This is a genomic window from Bradyrhizobium sp. SMVTL-02 (assembly GCF_051853005.1).
In the GTDB taxonomy this organism is placed as follows: Bacteria; Pseudomonadota; Alphaproteobacteria; order Rhizobiales; family Xanthobacteraceae; genus Bradyrhizobium.
In genome coordinates, this window is the sequence record NZ_CP182469.1 from 8,301,535 (window position 1) to 8,325,354 (window position 23,820).

18 protein-coding genes are annotated in these 23,820 nt (G+C 64.7%); 6 read left to right on the top strand and 12 right to left on the bottom strand.

Translation table 11 applies throughout. The features are described 5' to 3' along the window. Positions 1-205 precede the first annotated feature (205 nt). The gene (mutS, locus tag ACNJYB_RS39710; protein WP_439371962.1) at positions 206-2,944 is read left to right on the top strand and encodes a DNA mismatch repair protein MutS; all 2,739 of its coding nucleotides are present in this window, start codon (positions 206-208) and stop codon (positions 2,942-2,944) included. Between the two features lie 103 nt (positions 2,945-3,047). On the opposite strand, the gene ACNJYB_RS39715 is transcribed toward mutS, so the two are convergent. The 6 genes from ACNJYB_RS39715 to ACNJYB_RS39740 form a co-directional block, all read right to left on the bottom strand. Continuing rightward, positions 3,048-4,724 carry a PAS domain-containing protein gene (locus tag ACNJYB_RS39715; protein WP_439371964.1) on the bottom strand — a complete coding sequence of 559 codons (1,677 nt, stop codon included), beginning with the start codon at positions 4,722-4,724 and terminating at the stop codon, positions 3,048-3,050. Between the two features lie 255 nt (positions 4,725-4,979). Next, the gene (locus tag ACNJYB_RS39720; RefSeq protein ID WP_439371966.1) at positions 4,980-5,780 is read right to left on the bottom strand and encodes a hypothetical protein; all 801 of its coding nucleotides are present in this window, start codon (positions 5,778-5,780) and stop codon (positions 4,980-4,982) included. A gap of 168 nt (positions 5,781-5,948) precedes the next feature. Next, a complete protein-coding gene (locus ACNJYB_RS39725) occupies positions 5,949-6,458 on the bottom strand; it encodes an OsmC family protein (RefSeq protein WP_439371968.1) in 510 nt (169 codons plus the stop codon). Positions 6,459-6,513: 55 nt separating this feature from the next. Beyond that, a complete protein-coding gene (locus tag ACNJYB_RS39730; protein ID WP_439371969.1) occupies positions 6,514-7,299 on the bottom strand; it encodes an ABC transporter ATP-binding protein in 786 nt (261 codons plus the stop codon). Between the two features lie 4 nt (positions 7,300-7,303). Next, positions 7,304-8,149, bottom strand: a complete 846-nt coding sequence (locus ACNJYB_RS39735; protein ID WP_439371971.1) for an ABC transporter permease — start codon at positions 8,147-8,149, stop codon at positions 7,304-7,306. Positions 8,150-8,371: 222 nt separating this feature from the next. After that, positions 8,372-9,343 (bottom strand): aliphatic sulfonate ABC transporter substrate-binding protein, encoded by a 972-nt coding sequence (locus tag ACNJYB_RS39740; RefSeq protein ID WP_439371974.1) that lies wholly within the window; start codon positions 9,341-9,343, stop codon positions 8,372-8,374. A 188-nt stretch (positions 9,344-9,531) separates the two neighbouring features. Here ACNJYB_RS39740 and ACNJYB_RS39745 point away from each other — a divergent pair, with 188 nt between their 5' ends. Continuing rightward, positions 9,532-12,321, top strand: coding sequence for a [protein-PII] uridylyltransferase (locus ACNJYB_RS39745; protein WP_439371976.1), 2,790 nt, complete (start codon positions 9,532-9,534; stop codon positions 12,319-12,321). Positions 12,322-12,462: 141 nt separating this feature from the next. Here ACNJYB_RS39745 and ACNJYB_RS39750 read toward each other — a convergent pair whose 3' ends face one another. Then, entirely contained in the window at positions 12,463-12,993 is a 531-nt protein-coding gene (locus tag ACNJYB_RS39750; RefSeq protein ID WP_439371977.1) for a methylated-DNA--[protein]-cysteine S-methyltransferase, read from the bottom strand. A gap of 39 nt (positions 12,994-13,032) precedes the next feature. Between ACNJYB_RS39750 and ACNJYB_RS39755 the strand changes: the two genes are divergently transcribed. From ACNJYB_RS39755 to ACNJYB_RS39765, 3 genes are all read left to right on the top strand, one after another. Then, the gene (locus ACNJYB_RS39755) at positions 13,033-13,449 is read left to right on the top strand and encodes a DUF1304 domain-containing protein (protein ID WP_439371979.1); all 417 of its coding nucleotides are present in this window, start codon (positions 13,033-13,035) and stop codon (positions 13,447-13,449) included. 129 nt (positions 13,450-13,578) lie between these two features. Then, complete coding sequence (locus tag ACNJYB_RS39760; RefSeq protein ID WP_439371980.1) at positions 13,579-14,805, top strand: ABC transporter substrate-binding protein; 1,227 nt, start codon at positions 13,579-13,581, stop codon at positions 14,803-14,805. 193 nt (positions 14,806-14,998) lie between these two features. Then, a complete protein-coding gene (locus ACNJYB_RS39765; RefSeq protein WP_439371982.1) occupies positions 14,999-16,225 on the top strand; it encodes an ABC transporter substrate-binding protein in 1,227 nt (408 codons plus the stop codon). 73 nt (positions 16,226-16,298) lie between these two features. Here the strand turns inward: ACNJYB_RS39765 and ACNJYB_RS39770 are convergent, their stop codons facing one another. Beyond that, the gene (locus tag ACNJYB_RS39770; RefSeq protein WP_025033272.1) at positions 16,299-16,724 is read right to left on the bottom strand and encodes a DUF1330 domain-containing protein; all 426 of its coding nucleotides are present in this window, start codon (positions 16,722-16,724) and stop codon (positions 16,299-16,301) included. A 181-nt stretch (positions 16,725-16,905) separates the two neighbouring features. Between ACNJYB_RS39770 and ACNJYB_RS39775 the strand changes: the two genes are divergently transcribed. Then, positions 16,906-19,116: a transglycosylase domain-containing protein gene (locus tag ACNJYB_RS39775; protein ID WP_439371984.1), complete on the top strand. Its 2,211-nt coding sequence runs from the start codon at positions 16,906-16,908 to the stop codon at positions 19,114-19,116. Positions 19,117-19,375: 259 nt separating this feature from the next. Here the strand turns inward: ACNJYB_RS39775 and ACNJYB_RS39780 are convergent, their stop codons facing one another. The 4 genes from ACNJYB_RS39780 to ACNJYB_RS39795 form a co-directional block, all read right to left on the bottom strand. Beyond that, positions 19,376-20,215 (bottom strand): M48 family metallopeptidase, encoded by an 840-nt coding sequence (locus ACNJYB_RS39780; RefSeq protein ID WP_439371986.1) that lies wholly within the window; start codon positions 20,213-20,215, stop codon positions 19,376-19,378. Positions 20,216-20,550: 335 nt separating this feature from the next. Further along, positions 20,551-21,879 carry a polyhydroxyalkanoate depolymerase gene (locus tag ACNJYB_RS39785; RefSeq protein WP_439371987.1) on the bottom strand — a complete coding sequence of 443 codons (1,329 nt, stop codon included), beginning with the start codon at positions 21,877-21,879 and terminating at the stop codon, positions 20,551-20,553. Between the two features lie 121 nt (positions 21,880-22,000). Beyond that, entirely contained in the window at positions 22,001-22,819 is an 819-nt protein-coding gene (locus tag ACNJYB_RS39790; protein ID WP_439371989.1) for an ABC transporter permease, read from the bottom strand. 157 nt (positions 22,820-22,976) lie between these two features. Beyond that, on the bottom strand, positions 22,977-23,780 hold the full coding sequence (locus ACNJYB_RS39795; RefSeq protein WP_439371991.1) for an ABC transporter ATP-binding protein: 804 nt from the start codon (positions 23,778-23,780) through the stop codon (positions 22,977-22,979). Positions 23,781-23,820 lie beyond the last annotated feature (40 nt).

Consider the following 23,820-nt stretch of genomic DNA (forward strand, 5'->3'; position numbering starts at 1 on the left):
CCTGAATGCCGCGATCCGGCCAAATTCTTCAATGTCGGCGGAGTTTTAGGAGGGCGCCCGCGGCAGGTCAATTGACGGTTTCGCGTGCGATCTGCAGGGGCCTGCGGCCCGCCACGCATGCCGCGGTGCGGACAACGTGGAAAACCCGCTCCTGCCGGCCAAACCGATAGGAGCACAGGGCGAAATTTTGTAGGTTGCGCCGCCCATGACCATGCAACAGCCGATACCCGTACCGCCGCCCGACGAAGCGCCCGCACCGCAGGCGGAAGCCGTTGCGCGCGTCACGCCGATGATGGAACAGTACCTCGAGATCAAGGCGGCGCATCAGGGCCTCTTGCTGTTCTACCGGATGGGCGATTTCTACGAGCTGTTCTTCGAGGACGCCGAGATTGCCTCGAGGACGCTCGGCATCGTGCTGACCAAGCGCGGCAAGCATCAGGGCGCCGACATCCCGATGTGCGGCGTGCCGGTCGAGCGCTCCGAGGATTATCTGCACCGCCTGATCTCGGCCGGCCACCGGGTCGCGGTCTGCGAGCAGACCGAGGATCCTGCGGCCGCGAAAGCGCGCGGCAACAAGAGCGTCGTGCGCCGCGGTGTGGTGCGGCTGGTCACGCCGGGCACGCTGACCGAGGACACGCTGCTCGATGCGCGCGCCAACAATTACCTGCTGGCGATCGCGCGGGCGCGTTCGTCCGCAGGCGGCGACCGCTTCGGGCTCGCCTGGATCGACATCTCGACGGCCGAATTCGTGGTGACCGAGGTTTCGGGCGGCGAGCTCGCCGCGACGCTGGCGCGCATCAACCCGAACGAGGCGATCGTCACCGACGCGCTCTATAACGACAGCGAGCTCGGCCAGACCCTGCGCGAGCTGCCGGCGGTGACGCCGCTGACCCGCGACGTCTTCGACGGCCCCACCGCCGAGAAGCGCCTCTGCGACTATTTTGCGGTCGCGACCATGGATGGGCTGGCGCAGCTCACACGTCTGGAAGCCACGGCCGCGGCTGCGGCCGTCACCTATGTCGACCGCACCCAGGTCGGCAAGCATCCGCCGCTGTCGCCGCCCGCGCGCGAGGCCTCGGGCGCGACCATGGCGATCGATCCGGCCACCCGCGCCAATCTCGAGCTGACGCGGACGCTCGCGGGCGAGCGCCGCGGCTCGCTGCTCGACGCCATCGACTGCACCGTGACCTCGGCCGGCTCGCGTCTGCTCGCGCAGCGGCTGGCGGCACCACTGACCGATGCGTCGGCCATCGCGCGTCGCCTCGATGCGGTCGGCACCTTCGTAACGGACTCGGCCACACGGGAAGACATTCGCAGCATTTTGCGCGGCGCGCCGGACATGTCTCGCGCGCTGGCCCGTCTCTCGGTCGGCCGCGGCGGCCCGCGCGATCTCGCCGGCCTCCGCGACGGCATCCTGGCCGCCGACCAGGTGCTGGCGCGGCTCGGCGAGCTCGACCAGCCGCCGCAGGAGATCGCAGCGGTGATGGCGGCGCTGAAGCGGCCGTCGCGCGAGCTTGCCGCTGAATTCGCCCGCGCGCTCGACGAGCAGCTGCCGCTGATCAAGCGCGATGGCGGCTTCGTTCGCCAGGGCTATGAGCCCGCGCTCGACGAAGCCCGGAACCTGCGCGACGCCTCGCGCCTCGTGGTCGCCTCGATGCAGGCCCGCTACGCCGACGACACCGGCGTGAAGGGCCTCAAGATCCGACACAACAACGTGCTCGGCTATTTCGTCGAGGTCACCGCACAGCACGGCGACAAGCTGATGTCGGCGCCGCTGAACGCGACCTTCATCCACCGTCAGACGCTGGCGGGCCAGGTGCGCTTCACGACTGCCGAGCTCGGCGAGATCGAAGCCAAGATCGCCAATGCGGGTGATCGCGCGCTCGGGCTCGAGCTCGAGATCTTCGAGAAGCTCTGCGCCAAGGCGCTCGAGATCAGCGACGATCTGCGCGCGGCAGCGCAAGGATTTGCGCTGCTCGACGTTGCGACGTCGCTGGCCAAGCTCGCCGTCGACGAGAACTACGTGCGGCCTGAGGTCGACGGCTCGCTCGCTTTCGCGATCGAAGCCGGCCGCCATCCCGTGGTCGAACAGGCGCTCAAGCGCAACGGCGAGCCGTTCATCGCCAATGCCTGCGATCTCTCGCCTGGCCCCGCGCAGAAATTCGGCCAGCTCTGGCTGCTGACCGGCCCCAACATGGCCGGTAAATCGACCTTCCTGCGCCAGAACGCGTTGATTGCGCTGCTCGCCCAGATCGGCAGCTTCGTGCCGGCGACGCGCGCACGAATCGGCATCATCGACCGCCTGTTCTCGCGCGTCGGCGCCGCCGATGATCTCGCCCGCGGCCGCTCCACCTTCATGGTGGAGATGGTCGAGACCGCGGCGATCCTGAACCAGGCCGGCGAGCGCTCGCTCGTGATCCTAGATGAGATCGGCCGCGGCACCGCGACCTTCGACGGCCTCTCGATCGCCTGGGCCGCGATCGAGCATCTGCACGAGAGCAACCGCTGCCGCACGCTGTTCGCGACGCATTATCACGAGCTGACCGCTCTCTCGGCCAAGCTGCCGCGCATGTTCAATGCGACGGTGCGGGTGAAGGAATGGCAGGGCAATGTCGTGTTCCTGCACGAGGTGCTGCCGGGCTCGGCCGACCGCTCCTACGGCATTCAGGTGGCCAAGCTCGCCGGCCTGCCAGCCGCGGTGATCACGCGCGCCAAATCCGTGCTTTCCAAGCTGGAGGCGCAGGACCGCGGCCAGACCGCGCGTGCGCTGGTGGACGATCTGCCGCTGTTCGCGGTCCCTTCCCGCGCCGCCGCCGAAGCCGCGCCGCCGAGCGGGGCCGAGCTGTTGATGGAAGCCGTGAAGGCGCTGCACCCTGACGAGATGTCTCCGCGCGAGGCGCTCGATGCGCTGTATGCATTGAAGGCCAGGCTGCCGAAGCAGTGAAGGTGTAAGCCACCCCTTCTGTCTCCTGGGAAATGAAAGAGGTGGTTACGCCGGCGGACTGCGCTTCGCGCAGCCGCTTGCTAATCCACCCAACAGTTCTCCCCTACGCCCGCGCCGCGATCGCCGCGGCTTCCGCGGCGGCGCGCTGCATGCTGGTCGACATCTCGTTCGTGACCGTGCTCTGCTCCTCGACGGCGGCGGCGGTCGAGGTCACGTATTCGCTGACATTGTTGATCGCCTGCTTGATCGAGCCGAGCGCGCTGACGACGTCGCCGGAGATGCCGTTGAGGCTGCCGATCTCCTGGCCAATCTTGTCGGTCGCCTGCTTGGCCTGGTTGGCGAGGCTCTTCACTTCGGAAGCGACCACTGCGAAACCGCGGCCGGCTTCGCCGGCGCGGGCGGATTCGATCGTGGCGTTGAGCGCGAGCAGGTTGATTTGGCCGGTGATGTTGTTGATCATCTCGACGATGCCGCTCATCGCCTGCGCCGCCTCGGTGAGGCGCTGCGCCTGGGCGTCAGCGGCGGCGACCTGGTCCACCGCGCTCATCGCCGTCTCGCGCGATTTGGTCATCGCCTCCGAAATCTCCCGCACCGAGGCGTTCAGCTCCTCGGACCCGGCGGCGACCGATTCCATCATGGCGCGGACGCGCTCGTTCCCCATGCGGACCAGCACCTGCCGCGTGGTGTCGGTGGCATATTTCACGACCTTGAACGGCTTGCCGTTGAGATCGAGGATCGGGTTGTAGGAGGCCTGGATGTAGACCTCCTTGCCACCCTTGCCGATGCGCTTGTATTCCCCTGCCTGGTACTGGCCGCGGCCGAGCGTGGCCCAGAACTCGCGATAGGCGGCGCCGTCGCGCTCGGCGGGCTCGACGAACATGCTGTGATGCTTGCCCTTGATCTCGGCCAGGGAATAGCCGAGCGTGGCGAGGAAGTTGGCATTCGCCGTGATGATCGTGCCGTCCATGTTGAACTCGATCACGGCCTGCGCCTTGTCGATCGCCTCGATCTGCCCGGCTCGGTCGGCGTTCTTCAGCTTTTCCACGGTAATGTCGGTTGCATACTTGACCACGCCGAACGGCTTGCCGTTCTCGTCGAGCAGAGGATTGTAGGAAGCAAGGATCCAGACTTCGCGGCCGCCCTTGCCGATCCGCTTGAACTCGCCGGCCTGGTATTCACCACGGTTGAGCTTCGCCCAGAACTCGCGATAGGTGGCACCATCCCGTTCGGCCGGTGCGACGAACATGCTGTGATGCTTGCCCTGGATCTCGGCAAGCGAATAGCCGAGTGCCTTGCAGAAATTCTCGTTGGCGGCGACGATGGTGCCATCGAGCTTGAACTCGATCACGGCCTGGGCACGGCTGCTGGCGGCGATCTTCGAGGCATCGGTCATGCTCCGGATCTTCTTCTCGGTGATGTCGGTCGCAATCTTGGCGACCATCACCGCCTTGCCGTCGCCGTCGAGCACCGGGTTGTAGGATGCTTCGATCCAGACCTCGCGGCCGCCCTTCGCGATTCGCTTGAACTCGCGGGCCTGATACTCGCCACGATTCAGTGCGGCCCAGAAAGCCTTGTACTCGGCGGTCGCGCGCTGTTCGGCCGGCAGGAACATGGAGTGATGATTGCCCTGGATCTCGTCGAGCCGATAGCCGAGCGCATCGAGAAAATTCTTGTTGGCCGTGATGATCGTCCCATCGAGTTTGAATTCGACCATCGCCTGCGAGCGGCCAATGGCATCGAGCCGCGCCTGTGCATCACTATGGGACTTGCGACCGAACATCCAAATGTCTCCTCGCTGAGAAATCGTTTTTCATGACGCAGCCAGCGTTGCCCGCGCGCTCGAAAATTTCGGCTCGCCGGTCGCTCGATTCTAGTGGAACTGTAGGCCGCCGCATTTGACGTGGGCGGCCGCCGCCGCTGACAAGTATATTTACGGACAAGGCACAAAGATTAAATTAACGACGCTATCAAAAACCCGCGGCCGAGCACCGGAGAACTACGAGGCGGATCACCGCAAAATTTCTGTACGGAATGCTTACGCTTCAATGCGCTGCCTTCGGCGCCCATCCCACCACAGCATCAAGTTCCACGTCACGCAGGTTGCAAGCGCCAGAAAAAGACCAATCACCGATCCAGATTTAACGACCGCAACGTGCATCACTGCGATCGCCATACCGAATCCGAGCAGGCCCCAGGCGGAGTTGGCGAGCACGGCCGCCGTCGGGGGACCGCCGATGCGCGGATGCAGGATCAGCATGATGCTGGAGAACACCACGGGGTACAGCGCGATGATGCCGCTGATGCGCGGACCGACCCAGCCGGAGGTCGAGACCACGATGGCGACGAGGGTCGCGACCAGCCCAGCCCGCATCGGGACGTCATACCAGCGGCGCGTCACCAGCGGCATTTTCGCATGGCGATAGCCTGCGAGCAGCGGAATGCAGATGCCGAATGCGATCAGGTTGGCGGCAAGGCCGGCTGTGAGCGTCCACTCGAACTGGCGGATGATCGAGGCAAGCACGATCCACACCGCGATGGCGCTTCCGCAACTCACGAGCATGCCGTGCCGCTGCGACAGCACGACATAGGTAAGGCACATGAAGATCGTCGCCGCATTGACCGGCAGGCTTGCCAGCGCGCCCTGCGCGACGAAGGCGGCGTCGTGGTCGAGCGCGAGGAAGACGTAGGAGGGGCCTGCCGAGATCGGCAGGGTCGCGACCAGCGCGCCGATCACCGGACCCGAGCGCTCGGCGATCATCGACGCCGTCACGACGAACGCTGCCGCGATCGCCATGCGCAAGAGCAGGAAGAGGATGAAGTGGAAGTCGAGGGACATTTCACGCGGGATATTATTGTTGAGGAATTTTCCGCGGGCTCGTTCAGCTCTCCCGAAGGAGAGGTCGATTTGCGCAGCAAATCGGGTGAGGGCTTCAGGTCCCACGAGGGAGCGCAACCCCTCACCCTCGCCTTCGGCGCGACCTCTCCCTATGGGAGAGGTGGGCAGTCACATCCTTTGCATCGACACCGAGACCTTCGGGCCGTTCTTGATGGTCTGGTAGACCACGCAGTAACGCTCGGTGAGTTTCAGCAGCAGATCGAGCTTGTCCTGCGGCGCCGGCGTCTCGACCTCGAAGCGGAGGCGGATTTCGGCGAAGCCGACCGGCGTCTCCTTGTCGACGCCGAGCGTGCCGCGGAAATCGAGATCGCCCTCGGCATAGACGTTGCCGGTCTTCAGCGGCACCTCGATCGCGGTGGCGACCGATTTCAGCGTGACGCCGGCGCAGGCCACCAGCGCTTCGAGCAGCATGTCGCCGGAGCAGAGCTCGAGCCCGGAGCCGCCGGTGGCGGGATGCAGGCCAGCCATCGCGATGGCGCGGCCGGTCTCGACCTTGCACGCGATACCTTCGCCCTCGGTGGAACCCTTGGCCTTCAAGGTGATCAGCGCGGCCTTGGGATCGGCCTTGTAGCGCTCCTTGATCGGGGCCTGCATCTGGCGCAGTTCGGCGGCGTCCATTGTCGTTCTCTCCCGGAAAAATCGTCCCTCGATTTACCGGCTCAGCGCGACATTGTCACCACCACATGGCCTGGCCGGGACCCTGGGTTGCGTCCCGGTCGGGCACGCGGCGGTCGAGCGAACGGTCGAGCGAGGTCAAGACACTTCGCTTGAAAGTTTCGAACAGCGGCGAATTGCGGTCGCGCGGCCGGCCGAGATTGATCTCGATGTGGTCGAACAGCCGGCCGGGCCGCGGCCGCATCACCAGCACGCGATCGGCCAGCACCACGGCCTCGTCGACGTCATGTGTGACGAGGATCAAGGTCGGCCGCGTGTCGGCCCAGAGGTCGAGCAGATGATCCTGGAGGTCGCGACGCGTGAAGGCATCGAGCGCGGAGAACGGCTCGTCGAGCAGCAGCACCTCGGGCTGCGGCACCAGCGCCCGCGCAATCGCGACGCGCTGCGCCTGCCCGCCCGAAAGCTCGCGCGGCCAGGCCTGTGCCTTGTCGGCAAGCCCGACGCGCTCCAGCGCGCGCGCTACCTTTGCGCGCCGCTCAGCCGCCGGCAGGTCGGCGAGGCCGAAGCCGATATTGTCGGCGACGCTGAGCCAGGGCAAAAGCCGCGGCTCCTGGAAGATGATGCCGATTTTTGCGTGCGGCGAGCTGATCGCTTCGCTGTCGAGCGTCACGGTGCCCGAGCTGGCACGGTCGAGGCCGGCGATGGCGCGGAGCAGTGTGGACTTGCCGCAGCCGGAGCCGCCGATGATGGCGATGATCTCGCCTTGGCGGATCTCGGCGGAGAAGCGCGCCAGCGCCTCGACGCCGTTGGGGTAGGTCTTGCTGACCCGGTCGAGCGCGAGCATCGCGTTACGCTCCCCTCGCGCGGGAGAAGGCATCCTGCCAGCGCAGGAACGGCGCGGCCGCAAGTTCGATCAGCCAGTCCGTGAGCTTGCCGAGGATGGCGAAGATCACGATGGCGGCGAGGATCTGCGCGGGCTTGCCGAGCTGCTGGCCGTCGAGCAGGAGATAGCCGAGGCCCTCGGAGGCGCCGATCAGTTCGGCCGCGACCACGAACATCCAGCCGAGACCGAGGCCGACGCGCAAGGAAACCACGTAAGCCGGCAGCACCGCGGGCAGCAGGATGCGGCGTATCATCGCGAAACCGGAGAGGCGGAAGGTGCGGCCGACCTCCACGATCTTGCGATCGACCGAGAGGATCGCGCCCATCACGCCGAGATAGACCGGAGAGAACACGCCAACCGCGATCAGCGCGATCTTCGAGGTCTCGAAGATGCCGAGCCAGAGGATGAACAGCGGCACCCAGGCGAGCGACGGGATCGCGCGCAGCGCCTGCACGGTCGGATCGAGCAGCCGCCGCGCCAGCGACCAGTAGCCGGAAATCGCGCCGAGCAGCGTGCCCGCGACCACGCCGAAGGCGAAGCCGAGCCCGACGCGCCACAGCGTCGCAGTGATGTGACGCACCAGCTCGCCGGACCGGGCGAGCTCGGTGAGGGTGGTGAAGATGCGCGAAGGCGGCGGCACCAGGCGCCCGTTGGACCAGCCGGACCAGACCACGAGCTCCCAGCCAAGCGCGAGCGTCACCGGCAGCAGCAGCCCGAGCACCGGCCGCGCATAGCGCGACAGCCGCGACGGCGCGGCGGCGCTTTCGGCGGGTTCCGAAGTCTGTTGCAGCACTGGAACGTCGGAGATCATGGCCGGTAGGAAGCGCGTCTGACGAGGGAATGCAACACTACTATTGCCGCGCCTGATGCTGCCGTCTTCCTTCTCCCCTTGTGGGAGAAGGTGGCGCGAAGCGTCCGATCAGGGTTCTTTCCACTCGCAAAACTGTTCGTGAGGATGGATCCCTCACCCGGCTTCGCGTTCCGCGAAGCCACCCTCCCCCACAAGGGACCACAAGGGCGGAGGGCAGGAAGATCAATTCGTCGGCAGCGGGACCTGGTCGTCGATCAGGGCGTCGAGCGTGGCCTTCACATCGACCTTGGCGTCGACGACGCCGGCCTGTTGCAGGGCGAGGCCGGCGGCGAGGATCGACTCGCGCTGGGGCGCGCCGATGCGGCTGTGGCTGAGGTCGGTGCGCTCCTTGAGCTGCTTGTCGACAACGGCTTCTGGAAGCTTCGTCACCGCGATGAAGGTCTTCTTCAGCTCGTCGTAATTCGCCAGCGAATACTTTCGCGCTTCTTCGTACACCGCGAGCACGCGGCGGGCGGCATCCGGATAGTCCTTCAGGAACTGCTCGCGCACATTGAGGACACCCCAGGTGTTGGCATCGGCCTTGCGATAGAACAGCTTTGCGCCTTCCTCGACTTCGGCCTGCGCCATCATGGGATCGAGACCGGCCCAGGCATCGACATCGCCGCGGATCAAAGCGGTCTTGCCGTCGGCGTGCTGCAGCAGCACCGGCGTGATGTCCTTCTCGGTCAGACCCGCACCCAGCAGCGCACGCACCAGGAAGATGTGCGGATCGGTGCCGCGCGTCACCGCGACGCGCTTGCCCTTGAGATCGGCCACATCAGCGATCCTGGAATCCTTGCCTGTCACCAGCGCTGTCCATTCGGGACGCGAATAGACGTAGATCGACTTGATCGGGTTGCCGTTGATCCTCGCGACCAGCGCCGCCGAGCCCGCGGTCGAGCCGAAATCGATCGAGCCGGCATTGAGGAATTCGAGCGCCTTGTTGGAGCCGGCCGACTGCACCCACGTGATGGTGATGCCGTCCTTGGCGAACTCCCTCTCGAGCAGCCCCTTCTGCTTCAGCACCAGCGACACCGGGTTGTAGGTCGCCCAGTCGATGCGGATTTCCTTGAGCGGATCGGCGGCCTCTGCCGCCGGGCTCATTGCGAGCGCCACCGCGCCAGCCAGAAGAATGCGTCGCGTAATCCCAGTCATGCCCGAACTCCTCAAAAACTTTGTTGTTTTTCAATGAGTTATATCCAGAGGTCAACGAGAAAATCCGACCCTTGAAAGGGCACCGGCTGAGAACAGATTTGCCCGAAGCCGGCCTTTTCCAGCACGGAACGACTATTGCCAGCGAATGACGGGTGACAGCGCCTGTCGCCTCTTATATCCGGTGAGACATGGACAGCGTCGCAACTGAGCACAAGCCTGAGGTGGACGATCGCTTCGACACCGCGCGGATCACCGCCGCGATCGATGCGCTTGCCGAGAAGCACGAGGGACGCGAGGACGCGTTCCGCACCGCCATGGCGCAACTGCTCAAGGCCGAGCTGATCGCGGCGCGCGCCGCGGCGCAGACGATCCTGCTGAAGGACCGTCACGGCCGCCGCTGCGCCGAACGACTGTGCCATGTGCAGGACGAGATCATCCGCATCCTCTATTCGGCCGCGACGCGTCATCTCTACCGCTCGCACATCCCGAGCGGCGCCGAGCGGATGGCGGTGGTGGCGACCGGCGGCTACGGCCGCGGCCTGATGGCGCCCGAGTCCGACATCGATCTCTTGTTCATCCTGCCCTACAAGCAGACCGCCTGGGGTGAGCAAGTCGCCGAAGCCATCCTCTATTGCCTCTGGGACATGGGCCTGAAGGTCGGTCACGCCACGCGCTCGGTCGATGAATCGATCCGCCAGGCGCGCGGCGACATGACCATCCGCACCGCGATCCTGGAGACGCGGTTCCTCACCGGCGACCAGCCGCTCTACGACGAGCTGGTCGAGCGCTTCGACAAGGAGGTGGTGCAGGGCACCGCGTCCGAATTCGTCACGGCAAAGCTCGCGGAGCGCGAGGAACGGCATCGCCGCGGCGGTCAGTCGCGTTATCTGGTCGAGCCCAACGTCAAGGACGGCAAGGGCGCGCTGCGCGACCTGCACACGCTGTTCTGGATCGCCAAATACGTCTACCGCGTCCGCGACACCGACGAGCTCGTCGAGCGCGGCGTGTTCGACGCGCAGGAATACCGCAGCTTCCGTCGCTGCGCCGACTTCCTCTGGTCGGTGCGCTGCAACCTGCATTTCTACTGTGGCCGCGCCGAGGAGCGCCTGTCCTTCGACCTGCAGCGCGAGATCGCGATCCGGCTCGGCTACACCTCGCATCCCGGCATGCAGGACGTCGAGCGCTTCATGAAGCACTACTTCCTGGTCGCCAAGGAGGTCGGCAACCTCACCGCCATCCTGTGCGCCAAGCTCGAGGACCAGCAGGCCAAGCCCGCGCCGGTGCTGAGCCGGGTGATGGCGCGGCTGCGGCCGACCGCGGTGAAGCGGCGCGTCCCCGATAGCGACGACTTCATCGTCGACAACAACCGCATCAACGTCGCCGCGCCCGACGTGTTCAAGCACGATCCGGTCAATCTGATCCGCATCTTCCGCCTGGCGCAGAAGAACAACCTCGCCTTCCATCCGGATGCGATGCGCGACGTGACGCGCTCGCTCGGCCTGATCAACGCGCAGCTGCGTGAGAATCCCGAAGCCAACCGGCTGTTCATGGAGATCCTGACCTCCGACAACGCCGAGATCGTGCTGCGGCGGATGAACGAGACCGGCGTGCTCGGCCACTTCATCCGCGCCTTCGGCAAGATCGTCTCGATGATGCAGTTCAACATGTATCATCACTACACCGTCGACGAGCACCTGATCCGCTGCATCGGCTTCCTCCAGGAGATCGAGCGCGGCGGCATCGAGGAGTTCGCTCTCGCCAGCGACCTGATGCGCAAAACGAGACCCGAGCACCGCGCGGTGATATACATCGCAACGCTGCTGCACGACGTCGCCAAGGGCCGTCCCGAGGATCACTCGATCGCCGGCGCCAAGGTGGCGCGGCGGCTGTGCCCGCGGCTCGGCTTCAGCCCGGCCGACACTGAGCTCGTGGCCTGGCTGATCGAGGAGCATCTGACGATGTCGACGGTCGCGCAGTCGCGCGACCTCTCCGATCGCAAGACCATCGAGAATTTTGCCGCCGTGGTGCAGTCGGTCGAGCAGATGAAGCTGCTGACGATCCTCACCACCGCCGACATCCGCGGCGTCGGCCCCGGCGTGTGGAACGGCTGGAAGGCGCAGCTCTTGCGCTCGCTGTATTACGAGACCGAGCCGGTGCTCACGGGCGGCTTCTCGGAAGTGGATCGCGGCAAGCGCCTCGCCGTCGCGCACGCCGAATTCCGCATGGCCTTCGCCGAGTGGCCGAAGGACGAGCTCGACGCCTATATCGGCCGGCATTATCCGGCCTATTGGCTCAAGGTCGAGCTACCGCGAAAAATCCGCCATGCCCGCTTCGTCCGCTCCAGCGAGCAGGCCGGCCACAAGCTCGCAATCAATGTCGGCTTCGACGAGGTGCGCGGCGTCACCGAGCTCACGATCTTCGCCGCCGACCATCCCTGGCTGCTGTCGATCATCGCCGGCGCGTGCGCCTCGGCCGGGGCCAACATCGTCGACGCGCAGATCTACACCACGACCGACGGCCGTGCGCTCGACACCATCTCGATCTCCAGGGAATACGACCGCGACGAGGACGAGGGACGGCGCGCCACACGCATCGGCGAGATGATCGAGGACGTGCTGGAAGGCAAGCTGCGCCTGCCCGAAGTGGTGGCGCGGCGCACCGTGCGCAGCAAGGCAAAGCCCTTCGTGATCGAGCCGGAAGTGACCATCAACAACCAGTGGTCCGACCGCTACACCGTGATCGAGGTCTCCGGCCTCGACCGCCCCGGCCTGCTCTACGAGCTGACCACCGCGATCTCGAAGCTCAATCTCAACATCGCCTCGGCCCATGTCGCGACCTTCGGCGAGCGCGCCCGCGACGTGTTCTACGTCACTGACCTCCTTGGCGCACAGATCAACGCGCCGACCCGGCAGTCCGCGATCAAGAGCGCGCTGACCCACGTGATGGCCAGCGACAAGGCGGTGCAGCCGGCGGCATAGAGGCAGGCAAGCATCTTTCTCCACTCGTCATTCCGGTGCGCGCGTAGCGCGAACCGGAATCCATTCATCCGCCGAGCCGGTGGCACGATAGATTCCGGGCTCGCCGCTTGCGCGAAGCCCCGGAATGACGAGAGGAGAGATCTAAACCTCCACGCCCTCGTGCCGCAGCAGCCAGCGCTTGCGCTCCAGCCCGCCGCCATATTTCACCAGCGAGCCATCGGCGCCGACCAGGCGATGGCACGGCAGCACCACGCTGATCGGGTTGGAGCCGTTGGCATGGCCGACGGCGCGAATGGCTTTTGGCATAGCGATCCTTGCGGCCATCGCACCGTAGCTCATCGTGGTGCCGGCCGGGATTTGCGCCAGCGCGGTCCAGACCTTTTGCTGGAACGGCGTGCCGGCGACGCGCCATGCGACACCTGCCAGCTGGCCGAGATCGCCTTCGAAATAGCCCGACAGCGCAGTCCGCATCCCAGCCGGCGCGGGCCGATGGCTGAGATCCACGGCACCATAGTGCAGGCGCAACAGCTCGCGCATGCGATGCTCATAGTGGTCCCAGTCGAGCGCCCGCAGATTGCCCTCGGCATCGGTGACCAGCAACGCAATCCCGATCGGCGTCGCCATGCGATCGAGACCGAAGCGTTCAGGCGTCTTGGTTGATCGAACGGGCATTGCGGCACCAGCAATCGAAACACACCCATCGCACTTGCCATGGCGGCCATGCTAGCGTCCACCCGAAAGCTGACGCTTTTGGGGGAGCTCACCTTGAACCTGATCGCCAATGTCCTGGTGGCGCTGGTCGCCGCACTGCACGCCTGCTTCCTGATCCTGGAGATGTTCCTCTGGGACAAGCCACAGGGCCTGAAGGTTTTCCGCAACACGCCGGAGAAGGCCGCAATCACGAAGGTGCTGGCCGCCAATCAAGGGCTCTATAACGGCTTCCTGATCGCCGGTCTGATCTGGGGCCTCGTCCACGGCAATCCAGCCTTCGCGTTCCAGATCAAGGTATTCTTCCTGCTCTGCGTGATCGTGGCCGGGGCCTATGGCGCGGCGACCGTCAGCGCGCGGATTCTGATCGTGCAGGCGTTGCCGGCCGCGGTCGCGCTGGTTGCGCTGATTCTCGCCTGAGACGCTTCGGCGCAGCGCCGCGATCCTTGCGCGGCGGCTGCCCTTCCTCCACAATCCCAGGCAGCGATGGCGCCTGCAACAACGGAAAAGACCATCGGTCGAAAATTCCGTCAGGAGGAACAACCCAACATGAGCAATCGCAGAGCCTTCCTAGCTGCCACGGCGGCGTTCGCCTTCGCGTTTTCCGCCAGCCAAGCCCTCGCCCAGAAGAAATACGACACCGGCGCGAGCGACACCGAGATCAAGATCGGCCAGACGGTGCCGTTCTCCGGTCCCTATTCCGTCTACGCCAATATCGGCAAGACGCAGGCCGCCTACTTCAAGATGATCAACGATCAGGGCGGCATCAACGGCCGCAAGATCAATCTGATCCAGTATGACGACGCCTATTCGCCGCCGAAGACCGTGGAGCAGGTGCGCAAGCTGGTCGAAGGCGACGAGGTGCTGTTCACGTTCCAGCTGATCGGCACCGCGGCCAACGCCGCCGTGCAGAAATATCTCAACGGCAAGAAGGTGCCGCAGCTTCTGGCCTCGACGGGCGCCGCACGCTTCAACGATCCGCAGAACTATCCCTGGACCATCGCCTATAATCCCAACTACGTGTCCGAGGGACGCATCTACGCCAAATACATTCTCAAGGAGCATCCGAACGCCAAGATCGGCGTGCTCTACCAGAATGACGACATGGGCCGCGACTATCTCGCGGGCCTCAAGAGCGGCCTCGGCGACAAGGCCGCCAGCATGATCGTCGGCGAGGTCTCCTACGAGGTCACCGATCCCACCGTCGACTCGCAGGTGGTCAAGCTGAAGTCGATGGGCGTCGACGTGTTCTACGATGCCTCGACGCCGAAGTTCGCGGCGCAGGCGATCAAGAAGCTCGCCGATCTCGGCTGGACGCCGGTGCACATTCTCGACATCAATGCGAGCCCGATCTCGGCGACGCTGAAGCCGGCCGGCCTCGACATCTCCAAGGGCATCATCTCGACCCAGTACGGCAAGGAGCCGGGCGATCCGCAGTGGAAGGACGATCCGGGCGTGAAGGCCTTCTTCGCCTTCATGGACAAGTATTTCCCCGAGGGCGACAAGCTCAACACCGTCAACACCTATGCCTATTCGGTGGCCGAATTGCTGACACAGGTGCTCAAGCAATGCGGCGACGACCTCACGCGCGAGAACGTCATGAGGCAGGTCGCCAACATCAAGGGCTATACGCCGAGCCTCGCGCTGCCCGGCATCAAGATCAACACCGGGCCGAACGACTTCCGCGTCAACAAGCAGATGCAGATGATGAGGTTCAACGGCGAACGCTGGGAGCTGTTCGGCCCGATCATCGAGGACACGGGACCGTCGGGTTAGTTTCGCGAACGGATCGTAGGCTGGGTTGGCCCAGCGATTGCGCGAAGCGCAAGCTGCTGGGCGTAACCCACCCTACGAACGCCGACCTTGCGTCGCAGCAACGCCTCCTCCACACTCGCCCTCAGCGGTGACGTCCGGTGTGCACAAGCGCACCGGTCAGATCACCGGCAATAACAAACTGAGGGAATTGCGAATGAGGAATGGAATGCTGCATCTGGCCACGGCAACGGCGCTGACCCTGGCGCTGTGGGCCTCTGCGGCCAATGCCCAGAAGAAATATGATCCGGGCGCCAGCGACACCGAGATCAAGGTCGGACAGACCATGCCGTTTTCGGGACCGGCGTCGGCCTATTCGTCGATCGGCAAGACCCAGGCCGCCTACTTCAAGATGATCAACGATCAGGGCGGCATCAACGGCCGCAGGATCAATCTGATCCAGTATGACGACGCCTATTCGCCGCCCAAGGCGGTGGAGCAGATCCGCAAGCTGGTCGAGAGCGACGAGGTGCTGCTGACCTTCCAGATCATCGGCACGCCCGTGAACGCGGCCGTGCAGAAATATCTCAATTCCAAGAAGGTACCGCAGCTGTTCGCAGCGACCGGCGCCTCGAGGTTCACCGATCCGAAGAACTTTCCGTGGACCATGGGCTACAATCCCAACTATTTCGTCGAAGGCCGAATCTACGGCCAGTACATTTTGAAGGAGCATTCGAACGCCAAGATCGGCGTGCTCTATCAGAACGACGACCTCGGCAAGGACTATCTGAACGGCCTCAAGGCCGGCCTCGGCGACAAGGCCGCCAAGATGATCGTGACCGAAGCGTCCTACGAGGTCTCCGATCCCACGGTCGATTCGCAGATCCTCAAGATCAAGGACGCCGGCGCTGATCTGTTCTTCAGCGCGACGACGCCGAAGCAGGCCGCGCAGGCGATCAAGAAGATCGCCGAAATGGGCTGGCATCCGGTCCAGATCGTCGACATCAACGCCACCTCGGTCGGTGCGGTGCTGAAGCCGGCCGGCCTCGATGCCGCCAAGGGCCTGATCAGCGTCAACTACGGCAAGGAACCGCTCGATCCGACCTGGAAGGACGACCCCGGCATGAAGAAGTATTTCGACTTCATGGCGAAGTACTATCCTGATGGCGATAAGGACTCGAATTTCAACACCTACGGCTACAGCACCGCGCAATTGCTGGTGCATGTGCTGAAGCAGTGCGGTGACGATCTGACGCGCGAGAACGTCATGAAGCAGGCGGCCTCACTGAAGGACGTCACCAGCGACACCGCGCTGCCCGGCATCAAGGCCAACACCTCGCCGACAGACTACCGCGTCAACAAGCAGCTTCAGATGATGAAGTTCAACGGCGAGCGCTGGGAGCTGTTCGGCCCGATCCTGGAGGATGCGGGCCCGGCGGGTTAGTGGTGATCTCGTAGGGTGGGTTATGCCCGCGGATCGCGCTTCGCGCGACCGCGAGCTAACCGACCCCACGAACTCAGGTCGGTATCTCTCCAAAGTTCTTGCCCACCGGCAGCACCGCGTGCCGGATCAGCCGCGAATCCTCCACCGCCGCCTGACGGTGCTTGACCGCTTCGCGATAGACCGGGTCGCGGATCATCTCGACGAAGGCGGCAACGCTCGGATACTCCGCGATGAAGCAATGGTCCCAGCGCTCCTCCTGCGGGCCGATCAGCATCAGCTCGAATTTGCCCTGCCAGACGATGCGGCCGCCGAGGCGTTCGAATACCGGGCCGCTCTCGCGCCCATAGGCGGCATAGGCCTCCGCGCCGCTCGCCTTGCGGCCGTCGGGGTAGGCTGCTTCCTTCCGCAAGCGCACCAGGTTGAGCATGTGGATCGGGCCCGGGCGATCGTTCTCCCGGAATTGCGCAAAGATCTCCTTGGTAGGATCGATATGGCCCATGCCTGCTCCCTTCGTGAGTTCCCTTTGTTTTACGTCGGCGATCCTAGCCTTGCCGCCCGACAAGCGGAACTGCGGTGGGCGAATGCCGCACCTCCTAATCGCGCTTTAACGCCGGGGTAACCCGGCCTTAAACAGCGACCGCTAGCGTGCAGCGGGGCGGGCTGACCGGGCGTATTTGCGTATGGCGTGGGGAAAGAAAAAGGGTGGGCGGAAGGAGCCGCTGTTCGGCTTGCCCGCGGCGCTCGCCGATCTGCGCCTGACGGCTGCGGACCGCATTCCCGGCGGCGAGGACAAGCCGAAGAAATCGGCGAAATCACCCACCAAGCGCAAGAGCGAGGATACAGGCGAGGAGCCACCGCGCGAGCGCAAGACACCGGCCGGCCGCAGCGGCGCCAGGCGCCGCTCGAAGTCGCACTTCGGAGCCGGCCTTGGCCGCCTCGTCTATTGGGGCGCGGTGGTTAGTCTTTGGGGCGTGATCGCCGTGATCGGCGTCGTGATCTATGTTGGCGCACACCTGCCGCCGATCCAGTCTCTGGAGATTCCAAAGCGCCCGCCGACGATCCAGATCGTCGGCATCGACGGCAGCATGCTGGCGCAGCGCGGCGAGATGGCCGGCGCCAATGTCGCGCTGAAGGATTTGCCGCCGTATCTGCCCAAGGCGTTCATCGCCATCGAGGACCGCCGCTTCTATTCGCATTTCGGCATCGACCCCGTCGGCATCCTGCGCGCCCTCGTCACCAACGTGCTCCATCGCGGCGTGTCGCAGGGCGGCTCGACCTTGACGCAGCAGCTCGCCAAGAACCTGTTCCTGACCCAGGAGCGCACCATGCAGCGCAAGCTGCAGGAAGCGGAGCTCGCCATTTGGCTCGAGCGCAAGCACTCCAAGGACGAGATCCTGGAGCTCTATCTCAACCGCGTCTATTTCGGCTCCGGCGCCTACGGCGTCGAAGCCGCCGCGCAAAAGTATTTCGGCAAGTCGGCCAGGAGCGTCACCGTCGCCGAGGCCGCGATGCTGGCCGGCCTCGTCAAATCGCCCTCGCGCCTTGCGCCGAACCGCAATCCCGAAGGCGCGGAGGCGCGCGCGCAGATCGTGCTCGCGGCGATGGCGGATGCAAAATTCATCACCGAAGCGCAGGCGCAGGCCTCGATCGGCCATCCCTCCTACAATGTGAAGCCGGCCGGCGCCGGCACGGTCAATTACGTCGCCGACTGGATCGGCGAGGTGCTGGACGATCTGGTCGGCCAGATCGACGAGAGCATCAAGGTGGAGACCACGATCGACCCGAAGCTGCAAAGCGTGGCCGAAGCCGCCATCATCGACGAGCTCGCGGCCAAGAGCGTGAAGTTCAATGTCAGCCAGGGCGCGCTGGTGGCGATGACGCCCGACGGCGCGGTGCGCGCCATGGTCGGCGGACGGAACTATTCCGAGAGCCAGTACAACCGCGCGGTCACCGCCAGACGCCAGCCCGGCTCCTCGTTCAAGCCGTTCGTGTACCTCACCGCCTTGGAGCAGGGGCTGACGCCCGACACGGTCCGCCAGGACGCGCCGATCGAGGTCAAGGGCTGGAAGCCCGAGAACTACACCCACGAATATTTTGGCGCGGTGACGCTGACGCAGGCGCTGGCGATGTCGCTCAACACGGTCGCCATCCGCCTCGGCCTCGAGGTCGGGCCGAAGAACGTGGTGCGCACCGCACACCGGCTCGGCATCTCCTCCAAGCTCGAGCCCAATGCCTCGATCGCGCTCGGTACCTCGGAAGTCTCGGTGGTCGAGCTGGTCGGCGCCTATGCACCCTTCGCCAATGGCGGCTTCGCGGTGGCGCCGCACGTCGTCACAAGGATCAGGACGCTCAGCGGCAAGCTGCTCTACATGCGCCAGCCCGACGAGCGGAACCAGGTCATCGACCCCCGCAATGTCGGCATGATGAATGCGATGATGCGGGAGACGCTGATATCGGGCACCGCCAAGAAGGCGGAGATCCCGGGCTGGCCGGCGGCCGGCAAGACCGGGACCAGCCAGGATTACCGCGACGCCTGGTTCATCGGCTACACCGCCAACCTCGTCACCGGCGTCTGGCTCGGCAACGACGACAACTCGCCGACCAAGAAGGCGACCGGCGGCGGCCTGCCGGTCGAAGTCTGGTCGCGCTTCATGCGCACCGCCCACGAAGGCGTGCCCGTGTCGAACCTGCCGAGCTCACCGGGCGGCTGGGGCCTGTCGAACCTCGCGCAGGCGACCTCGCAGGTGTCGCCGCCGACGGCGGCGCCGGGACCGGCACCGGCGAGCGCTGGCGGCTATCGCCCGCCGCCGACGCGCGCCAATGTGCGGCCGGAAGCGGCGGCCGGGCTCGACGGCTGGCTGATGGACCGGCTGTTTGGCGGCAATCGCTAAGCTGCGAATTGCGGTCCTCGTGGCCTCAAAACAAAAGCTGCGAAAACGACCCCATGCACAGTAGAGCGTGACATCGGCCGTGACGCCGGGGTGGATGGTGCGAAGCGTTTGATGCGGCGGGGCTAATCTGGCACGCGCCGCAATCGTCGCGCCTAAGGCGAGAGTCGCGCGAAATACCGAGAACACGTTTCCTCGGTGTCGTCCCGGCGAGGGCCGGGACACCGAGGGAGAGTTGGCCACCCGCAACGACGCGCGAGCCCTAATCCTCGACCCCGTACCGGTGCAGGTCATTGCCGTGCGTGTCGAGCCACTTCTTGGCGCGCTCCATCGACGGGCAGACTTTGCCGCAGACGCGCCAGAAGCGGGCGGAGTGGTTCATCTCGACGAGATGGGCGACCTCGTGGGCGGCGAGATAGTCGAGCACGAAGGGTGGCGCGAGGATCAGGCGCCAGGAGAACGACAGCGAGCCCGCCGAGGTGCAGGAGCCCCAGCGGCTGGACTGGTCGCGGATCGAGAGCCGCTTGACCCTGACACCGAGCTCGGCGGCATAGGATTCCGCAGACCGCTGCAGGTCGCGGCGCGCCTCGCGCTTGAGGAAGTCGCTGACGCGGCGATCGACATGCTCAAGCCCGCCGGCAACGCAGAGAATCTTTTCACCGCTGTCGCGCGTCTCGGTCCATACCGTGCCACGGGCGCCGGCGCGATGAATGATGCGATGGGGCGTGCCGCGAAGCGGTATCACCGTGCCAGGCTGGAACGGTGCAGCCTTCGGCAGGCGACCGAGACGTGCCGCGATCCAGGCGCCGTGACGCGTCGCGAAGTCTTTTGCTTCGGCGAGCGTGCCGCGCGGCGGCATGGTGAGGATGGCTTCGCGATCACTCGGATGAATTCGGAGCGTGTAGCGGCGCGCTCGGCGATGTCTTCGCAGGCGAATCGCAAAGAATTGCGACCCATGGGTGATGACGAGGGTCTTCGGTTCGTGGGGCCGCCGATAAAGGAGTGCGCGAGTGGCCATGTCTGTCAGTCCGGGGGGCAGGAGTTCACCCGGATTCTGCCATAACCACCGCCAGGGAAAGCGCTCGGCGCAAAAACAAATCATTTGCCCAATATACAGGGGTCCGGCGTCCGGGAGACCCTACAGACTGGGGTTGGAACCGGCTTTTTTCGCCCCCTCGGGACGCATGCGACACCCCCAAGCGGTGAGGCCGGACTCACTCCTATGAAGCTACCTAAATACCGCGAATCTGGGGGGGGAACTTGCCCCTGCCGGAGGCTCCGTCAGGGGCGGAAATTTCGACGGGAAAGCCGAAATACGGCTATGCCCACGCTGATCCGAGGAGCGCGCACAATCGGGCGTCTCTAAGGATGGCCACAGGGAGATCGGGGCCTTCATGGTTCGAGACGCGCGTTCCGCGCTCCTCAACATGAGGAGATTTATTCAGCCGCAAGAGCCTGCAACGAACTCGGATTCGCAGCCGAGACCATGAAGTCGTGAATCCGCGGCACGATCTCGGACTTGAAACGCGATCCGTTGAACACGCCGTAATGTCCGACGCCCTTCTGGACGTAATGAACGCGGCGATGATCGGGGATCGAACTGCACAGACCGTGCGTCGCTTCGGTCTGACCGAGGCCGGAGATGTCGTCGTTCTCGCCTTCGACCGTCATCAACGCAACGCGCATGACCTTTGAGGGATCGACGCGGGTTCCGCGATGGGTCATCTCGCCCTTCGGCAGCGAGTGCTTCACGAACACGGTGTCGACGGTCTGCAGGTAATATTCGGCCGAGAGGTCCATCACCGCGAGATATTCGTCGTAGAAGTCGCGGTGCTTGTCGACGAGGTCGCCGTCGCCCTTCACCAGATTGGCGAACAGCTGCTTGTGGGCGTCCATGTGGCGGTCGAGATTCATGCTGATGAAGCCGTTGAGTTGCAGGAATCCCGGATAGACGTCGCGCATCATGCCCGGATGCGGGAACGGCACCTTGGTGATGACGTGGTTGCGGAACCAGTCGATGCCGCGCTGCTGGGCGAGGTTGTTCACCGCGGTCGGATTGCGGCGGGTGTCGATCGGGCCACCCATCAGCGTCATCGAGGTCGGCACGAACGGATCGCGGCGCGCTTCCATGATCGAAACGGCGGCGACGACCGGCACGGACGGCTGGCACACCGCCATCACATGGGTGTTGCCGCCGAGGACGTGCAGCATCTCGATGATGTAGTCGATGTAGTCGTCGAGATCGAAGCGCCCTTCGCTGAGCGGCACCATGCGGGCATCGGCCCAGTCGGTGATGTAGACCTCGTGCGCCGGCAGGAAGGCCTCGACCGTGCCGCGCAGCAGTGTCGCATAATGGCCGGACATCGGCGCCACGATCAGCACGCGCGGCTGCGGGCTGCGCAGCGGACGGGTGAACTTGCGATCGAAGTAGAGCAGCCGGCAGAACGGCTTTTCCCAGACCGAACGGATCTCGACGGGGACGCGGATGCCGTTGACCTCGGTGTCGTCGAGGCCCCATTCCGGCTTGCCGTAGCGGCGCGTGGTGCGCTCGAACAATTCGCAGGCCGCGGCGACCGACTTGCCGACCTGGGTACGGGCCCAGGGATTGAGGGGATTCTGAAACAGCAGCTTGGTCGCGTCGGTGACTGCACGGGCGGGATTGAGAGAGGCGTGGGCCATCTCGTACATCCAGTACATCGGCGTCGTCAGGACCGGACTGCCTTCCGCAGCCAGGGGCGGGGCGCCACCAAACTCACCAATAGGCATCGCTATAATCCTCTTCGCATCGCAGCATACTGCCGAATGCGTAATATTGCGTCAATGCATGGTTCCGTACATCTACGTGGAGGAAACGATTAAATCGGCCTGAATCCACGACAAAGTGACGTTATTCACCGCCCGAGAGCAGCGAGCCGTGCTTTTTGGCGCTACGCAAAAGGGCAAGGAATGCCCAAAAAGAAGCGCCCAGAAGTACAGCATTGATGACCAACGCCTCGAGCATCAGATCGATCCTGAAGGTGTTCTCGATCAGCAGCGCGCGCATTCCCTCGAACACATAGGTCGGCGGCAGCGCCCAGGCGACATATTGCAGCCAGGCCGGCAGCACGCTGACGGGATAGTAGATGCAGGCGAGCGGCATGATCGCGAACATCAAGGTCCAGACGATGCTCTCGGCGCCCAGACCGTGCCGCAGCACCAGTCCCGAGACGAAGATGCCGACCGACCAGCTGGTGAAGATCAGATTGCAGAAGAAGGCGATCAGCGGCAGGCCGAGCGCATAAACGTTGAAATGAAACAGGAACAGCGCCAGCAGCGTCATCGGAACGATGCCGATCGCGAGCCGGATCAGGCTCATGACCGTCAGCGACAGCAGAAACTCGATCGGCCGGAGCGGGCTCATCATGAGATTGCCGATGTTGCGCGCCCACATCTCCTCCAGGAACGAGATGGAGAAGCCGAGCTGGCCGCGGAACAGGATGTCCCAGAGGATGACGGCGCCGATCAGCGTGCCGCCGGCCCGCGCGAAGAAGCTGGCGTTTTCCGCGATGTAATACTGGATGAAGCCCCAGGTGATGACCTGCAGCGCCGGCCAGTACAGAAGCTCGAGCAGCCGCGGCCAGGACGACAGCAGCAGGTACCAGTAGCGCAGGATCATCGCGCCGATGCGGTGGAGCGAGATGCCTCGGTGGAGGGAGAGCTCGATCATGGTGCGCTCCCGCACAGGGATAGAAATGCCGCGCACGGTCTATCCAAGACGTCATTGCGAGGAGCCCTTGCGACCAAGCAATCCAGAGTCCTTCCGCGGAACGATTCTGGATTGCTTCGCTTCGCTCGCAATGACGAAAGGAGCACCCGCTTCTCCCTCACCTTGCCGCCTCCTTCGCACCGTTCACCCGGCCGCGGGCGACGTCCAGAAACACCTCCTCCAGCGTGGTGCGGTTGTAGCGCGTCATGATGGCCGCAGGCGTGTCGTCGTCCTCGATGCGGCCGCGCTTCATGATGATGACGCGGTCGCAGAGCCGCTCGACCTCGAGCATGTTGTGCGAGGCCAGAAGGATTGTGGCGCTGTTCTCCTTGCGATAGCGCTCCATATGCGCCCGGACCCAGTCGGCGGTGTCAGGATCGAGCGAGGCCGTCGGCTCGTCCAGCAAGAGCAGCTCGGGCTGGTTGATCAGCGCTTTGGCGAGAGCAACGCGGGTCTTCTGGCCGGCCGAGAGCTTGCCGTTGGCACGGTCGATGAAATCGGTGAGGTCGAGATCGTCGGCGAGCTCCGCAATGCGGTCGGACAAATTCTTGACCGCGTAGAGCTTGCCGAAGATGGTGAGGTTCTGCCGCACCGTGAGCCGCATCGGCATGTCGACATAGGGGCTCTCGAAATTCATCCGCCCCAGCACCGCAGCGCTCTCCTCGGGCATGCGATGCCCGAGCACCTGCACGCGGCCGGAGGTCGGCAGCACCAGGCCCATGATCATCGCGATGGTCGTGGTCTTGCCGGCGCCGTTGCCGCCCAGGAGCCCGGTGATGCTGCCGCGCGGCAGCGAAAAGCAGATATCGTCGACGGCGCGGGTCTGCTTGTAGACCTTGACGAGGTGATCGACCGCGATCGCCGCGGAGGAGGCCTGCTCCGCGACAGTCGGCCGACTTGAACACTTGCCATTCTCGGTCATGCTGGCCGTTCTTCTGCTATTGCAGCTGATAGCGCAAGGC

Bases quoted from the DNA above. Each gene is read 5' to 3' on its own strand.
- mutS (WP_439371962.1), top strand. From the start codon at position 206: ATGACCATGCAACAGCCGATACCCGTACCGCCGCCCGACGAAGCGCCC.
- ACNJYB_RS39715 (WP_439371964.1), bottom strand. From the start codon at position 4,724: ATGTTCGGTCGCAAGTCCCATAGTGATGCACAGGCGCGGCTCGATGCC.
- ACNJYB_RS39720 (WP_439371966.1), bottom strand. From the start codon at position 5,780: ATGTCCCTCGACTTCCACTTCATCCTCTTCCTGCTCTTGCGCATGGCG.
- ACNJYB_RS39725 (WP_439371968.1), bottom strand. From the start codon at position 6,458: ATGGACGCCGCCGAACTGCGCCAGATGCAGGCCCCGATCAAGGAGCGC.
- ACNJYB_RS39730 (WP_439371969.1), bottom strand. From the start codon at position 7,299: ATGCTCGCGCTCGACCGGGTCAGCAAGACCTACCCCAACGGCGTCGAG.
- ACNJYB_RS39735 (WP_439371971.1), bottom strand. From the start codon at position 8,149: ATGATCTCCGACGTTCCAGTGCTGCAACAGACTTCGGAACCCGCCGAA.
- ACNJYB_RS39740 (WP_439371974.1), bottom strand. From the start codon at position 9,343: ATGACTGGGATTACGCGACGCATTCTTCTGGCTGGCGCGGTGGCGCTC.
- ACNJYB_RS39745 (WP_439371976.1), top strand. From the start codon at position 9,532: ATGGACAGCGTCGCAACTGAGCACAAGCCTGAGGTGGACGATCGCTTC.
- ACNJYB_RS39750 (WP_439371977.1), bottom strand. From the start codon at position 12,993: ATGCCCGTTCGATCAACCAAGACGCCTGAACGCTTCGGTCTCGATCGC.
- ACNJYB_RS39755 (WP_439371979.1), top strand. From the start codon at position 13,033: ATGGCGGCCATGCTAGCGTCCACCCGAAAGCTGACGCTTTTGGGGGAG.
- ACNJYB_RS39760 (WP_439371980.1), top strand. From the start codon at position 13,579: ATGAGCAATCGCAGAGCCTTCCTAGCTGCCACGGCGGCGTTCGCCTTC.
- ACNJYB_RS39765 (WP_439371982.1), top strand. From the start codon at position 14,999: ATGAGGAATGGAATGCTGCATCTGGCCACGGCAACGGCGCTGACCCTG.
- ACNJYB_RS39770 (WP_025033272.1), bottom strand. From the start codon at position 16,724: ATGGGCCATATCGATCCTACCAAGGAGATCTTTGCGCAATTCCGGGAG.
- ACNJYB_RS39775 (WP_439371984.1), top strand. From the start codon at position 16,906: ATGGCGTGGGGAAAGAAAAAGGGTGGGCGGAAGGAGCCGCTGTTCGGC.
- ACNJYB_RS39780 (WP_439371986.1), bottom strand. From the start codon at position 20,215: ATGATTTGTTTTTGCGCCGAGCGCTTTCCCTGGCGGTGGTTATGGCAG.
- ACNJYB_RS39785 (WP_439371987.1), bottom strand. From the start codon at position 21,879: ATGCCTATTGGTGAGTTTGGTGGCGCCCCGCCCCTGGCTGCGGAAGGC.
- ACNJYB_RS39790 (WP_439371989.1), bottom strand. From the start codon at position 22,819: ATGATCGAGCTCTCCCTCCACCGAGGCATCTCGCTCCACCGCATCGGC.
- ACNJYB_RS39795 (WP_439371991.1), bottom strand. From the start codon at position 23,780: ATGACCGAGAATGGCAAGTGTTCAAGTCGGCCGACTGTCGCGGAGCAG.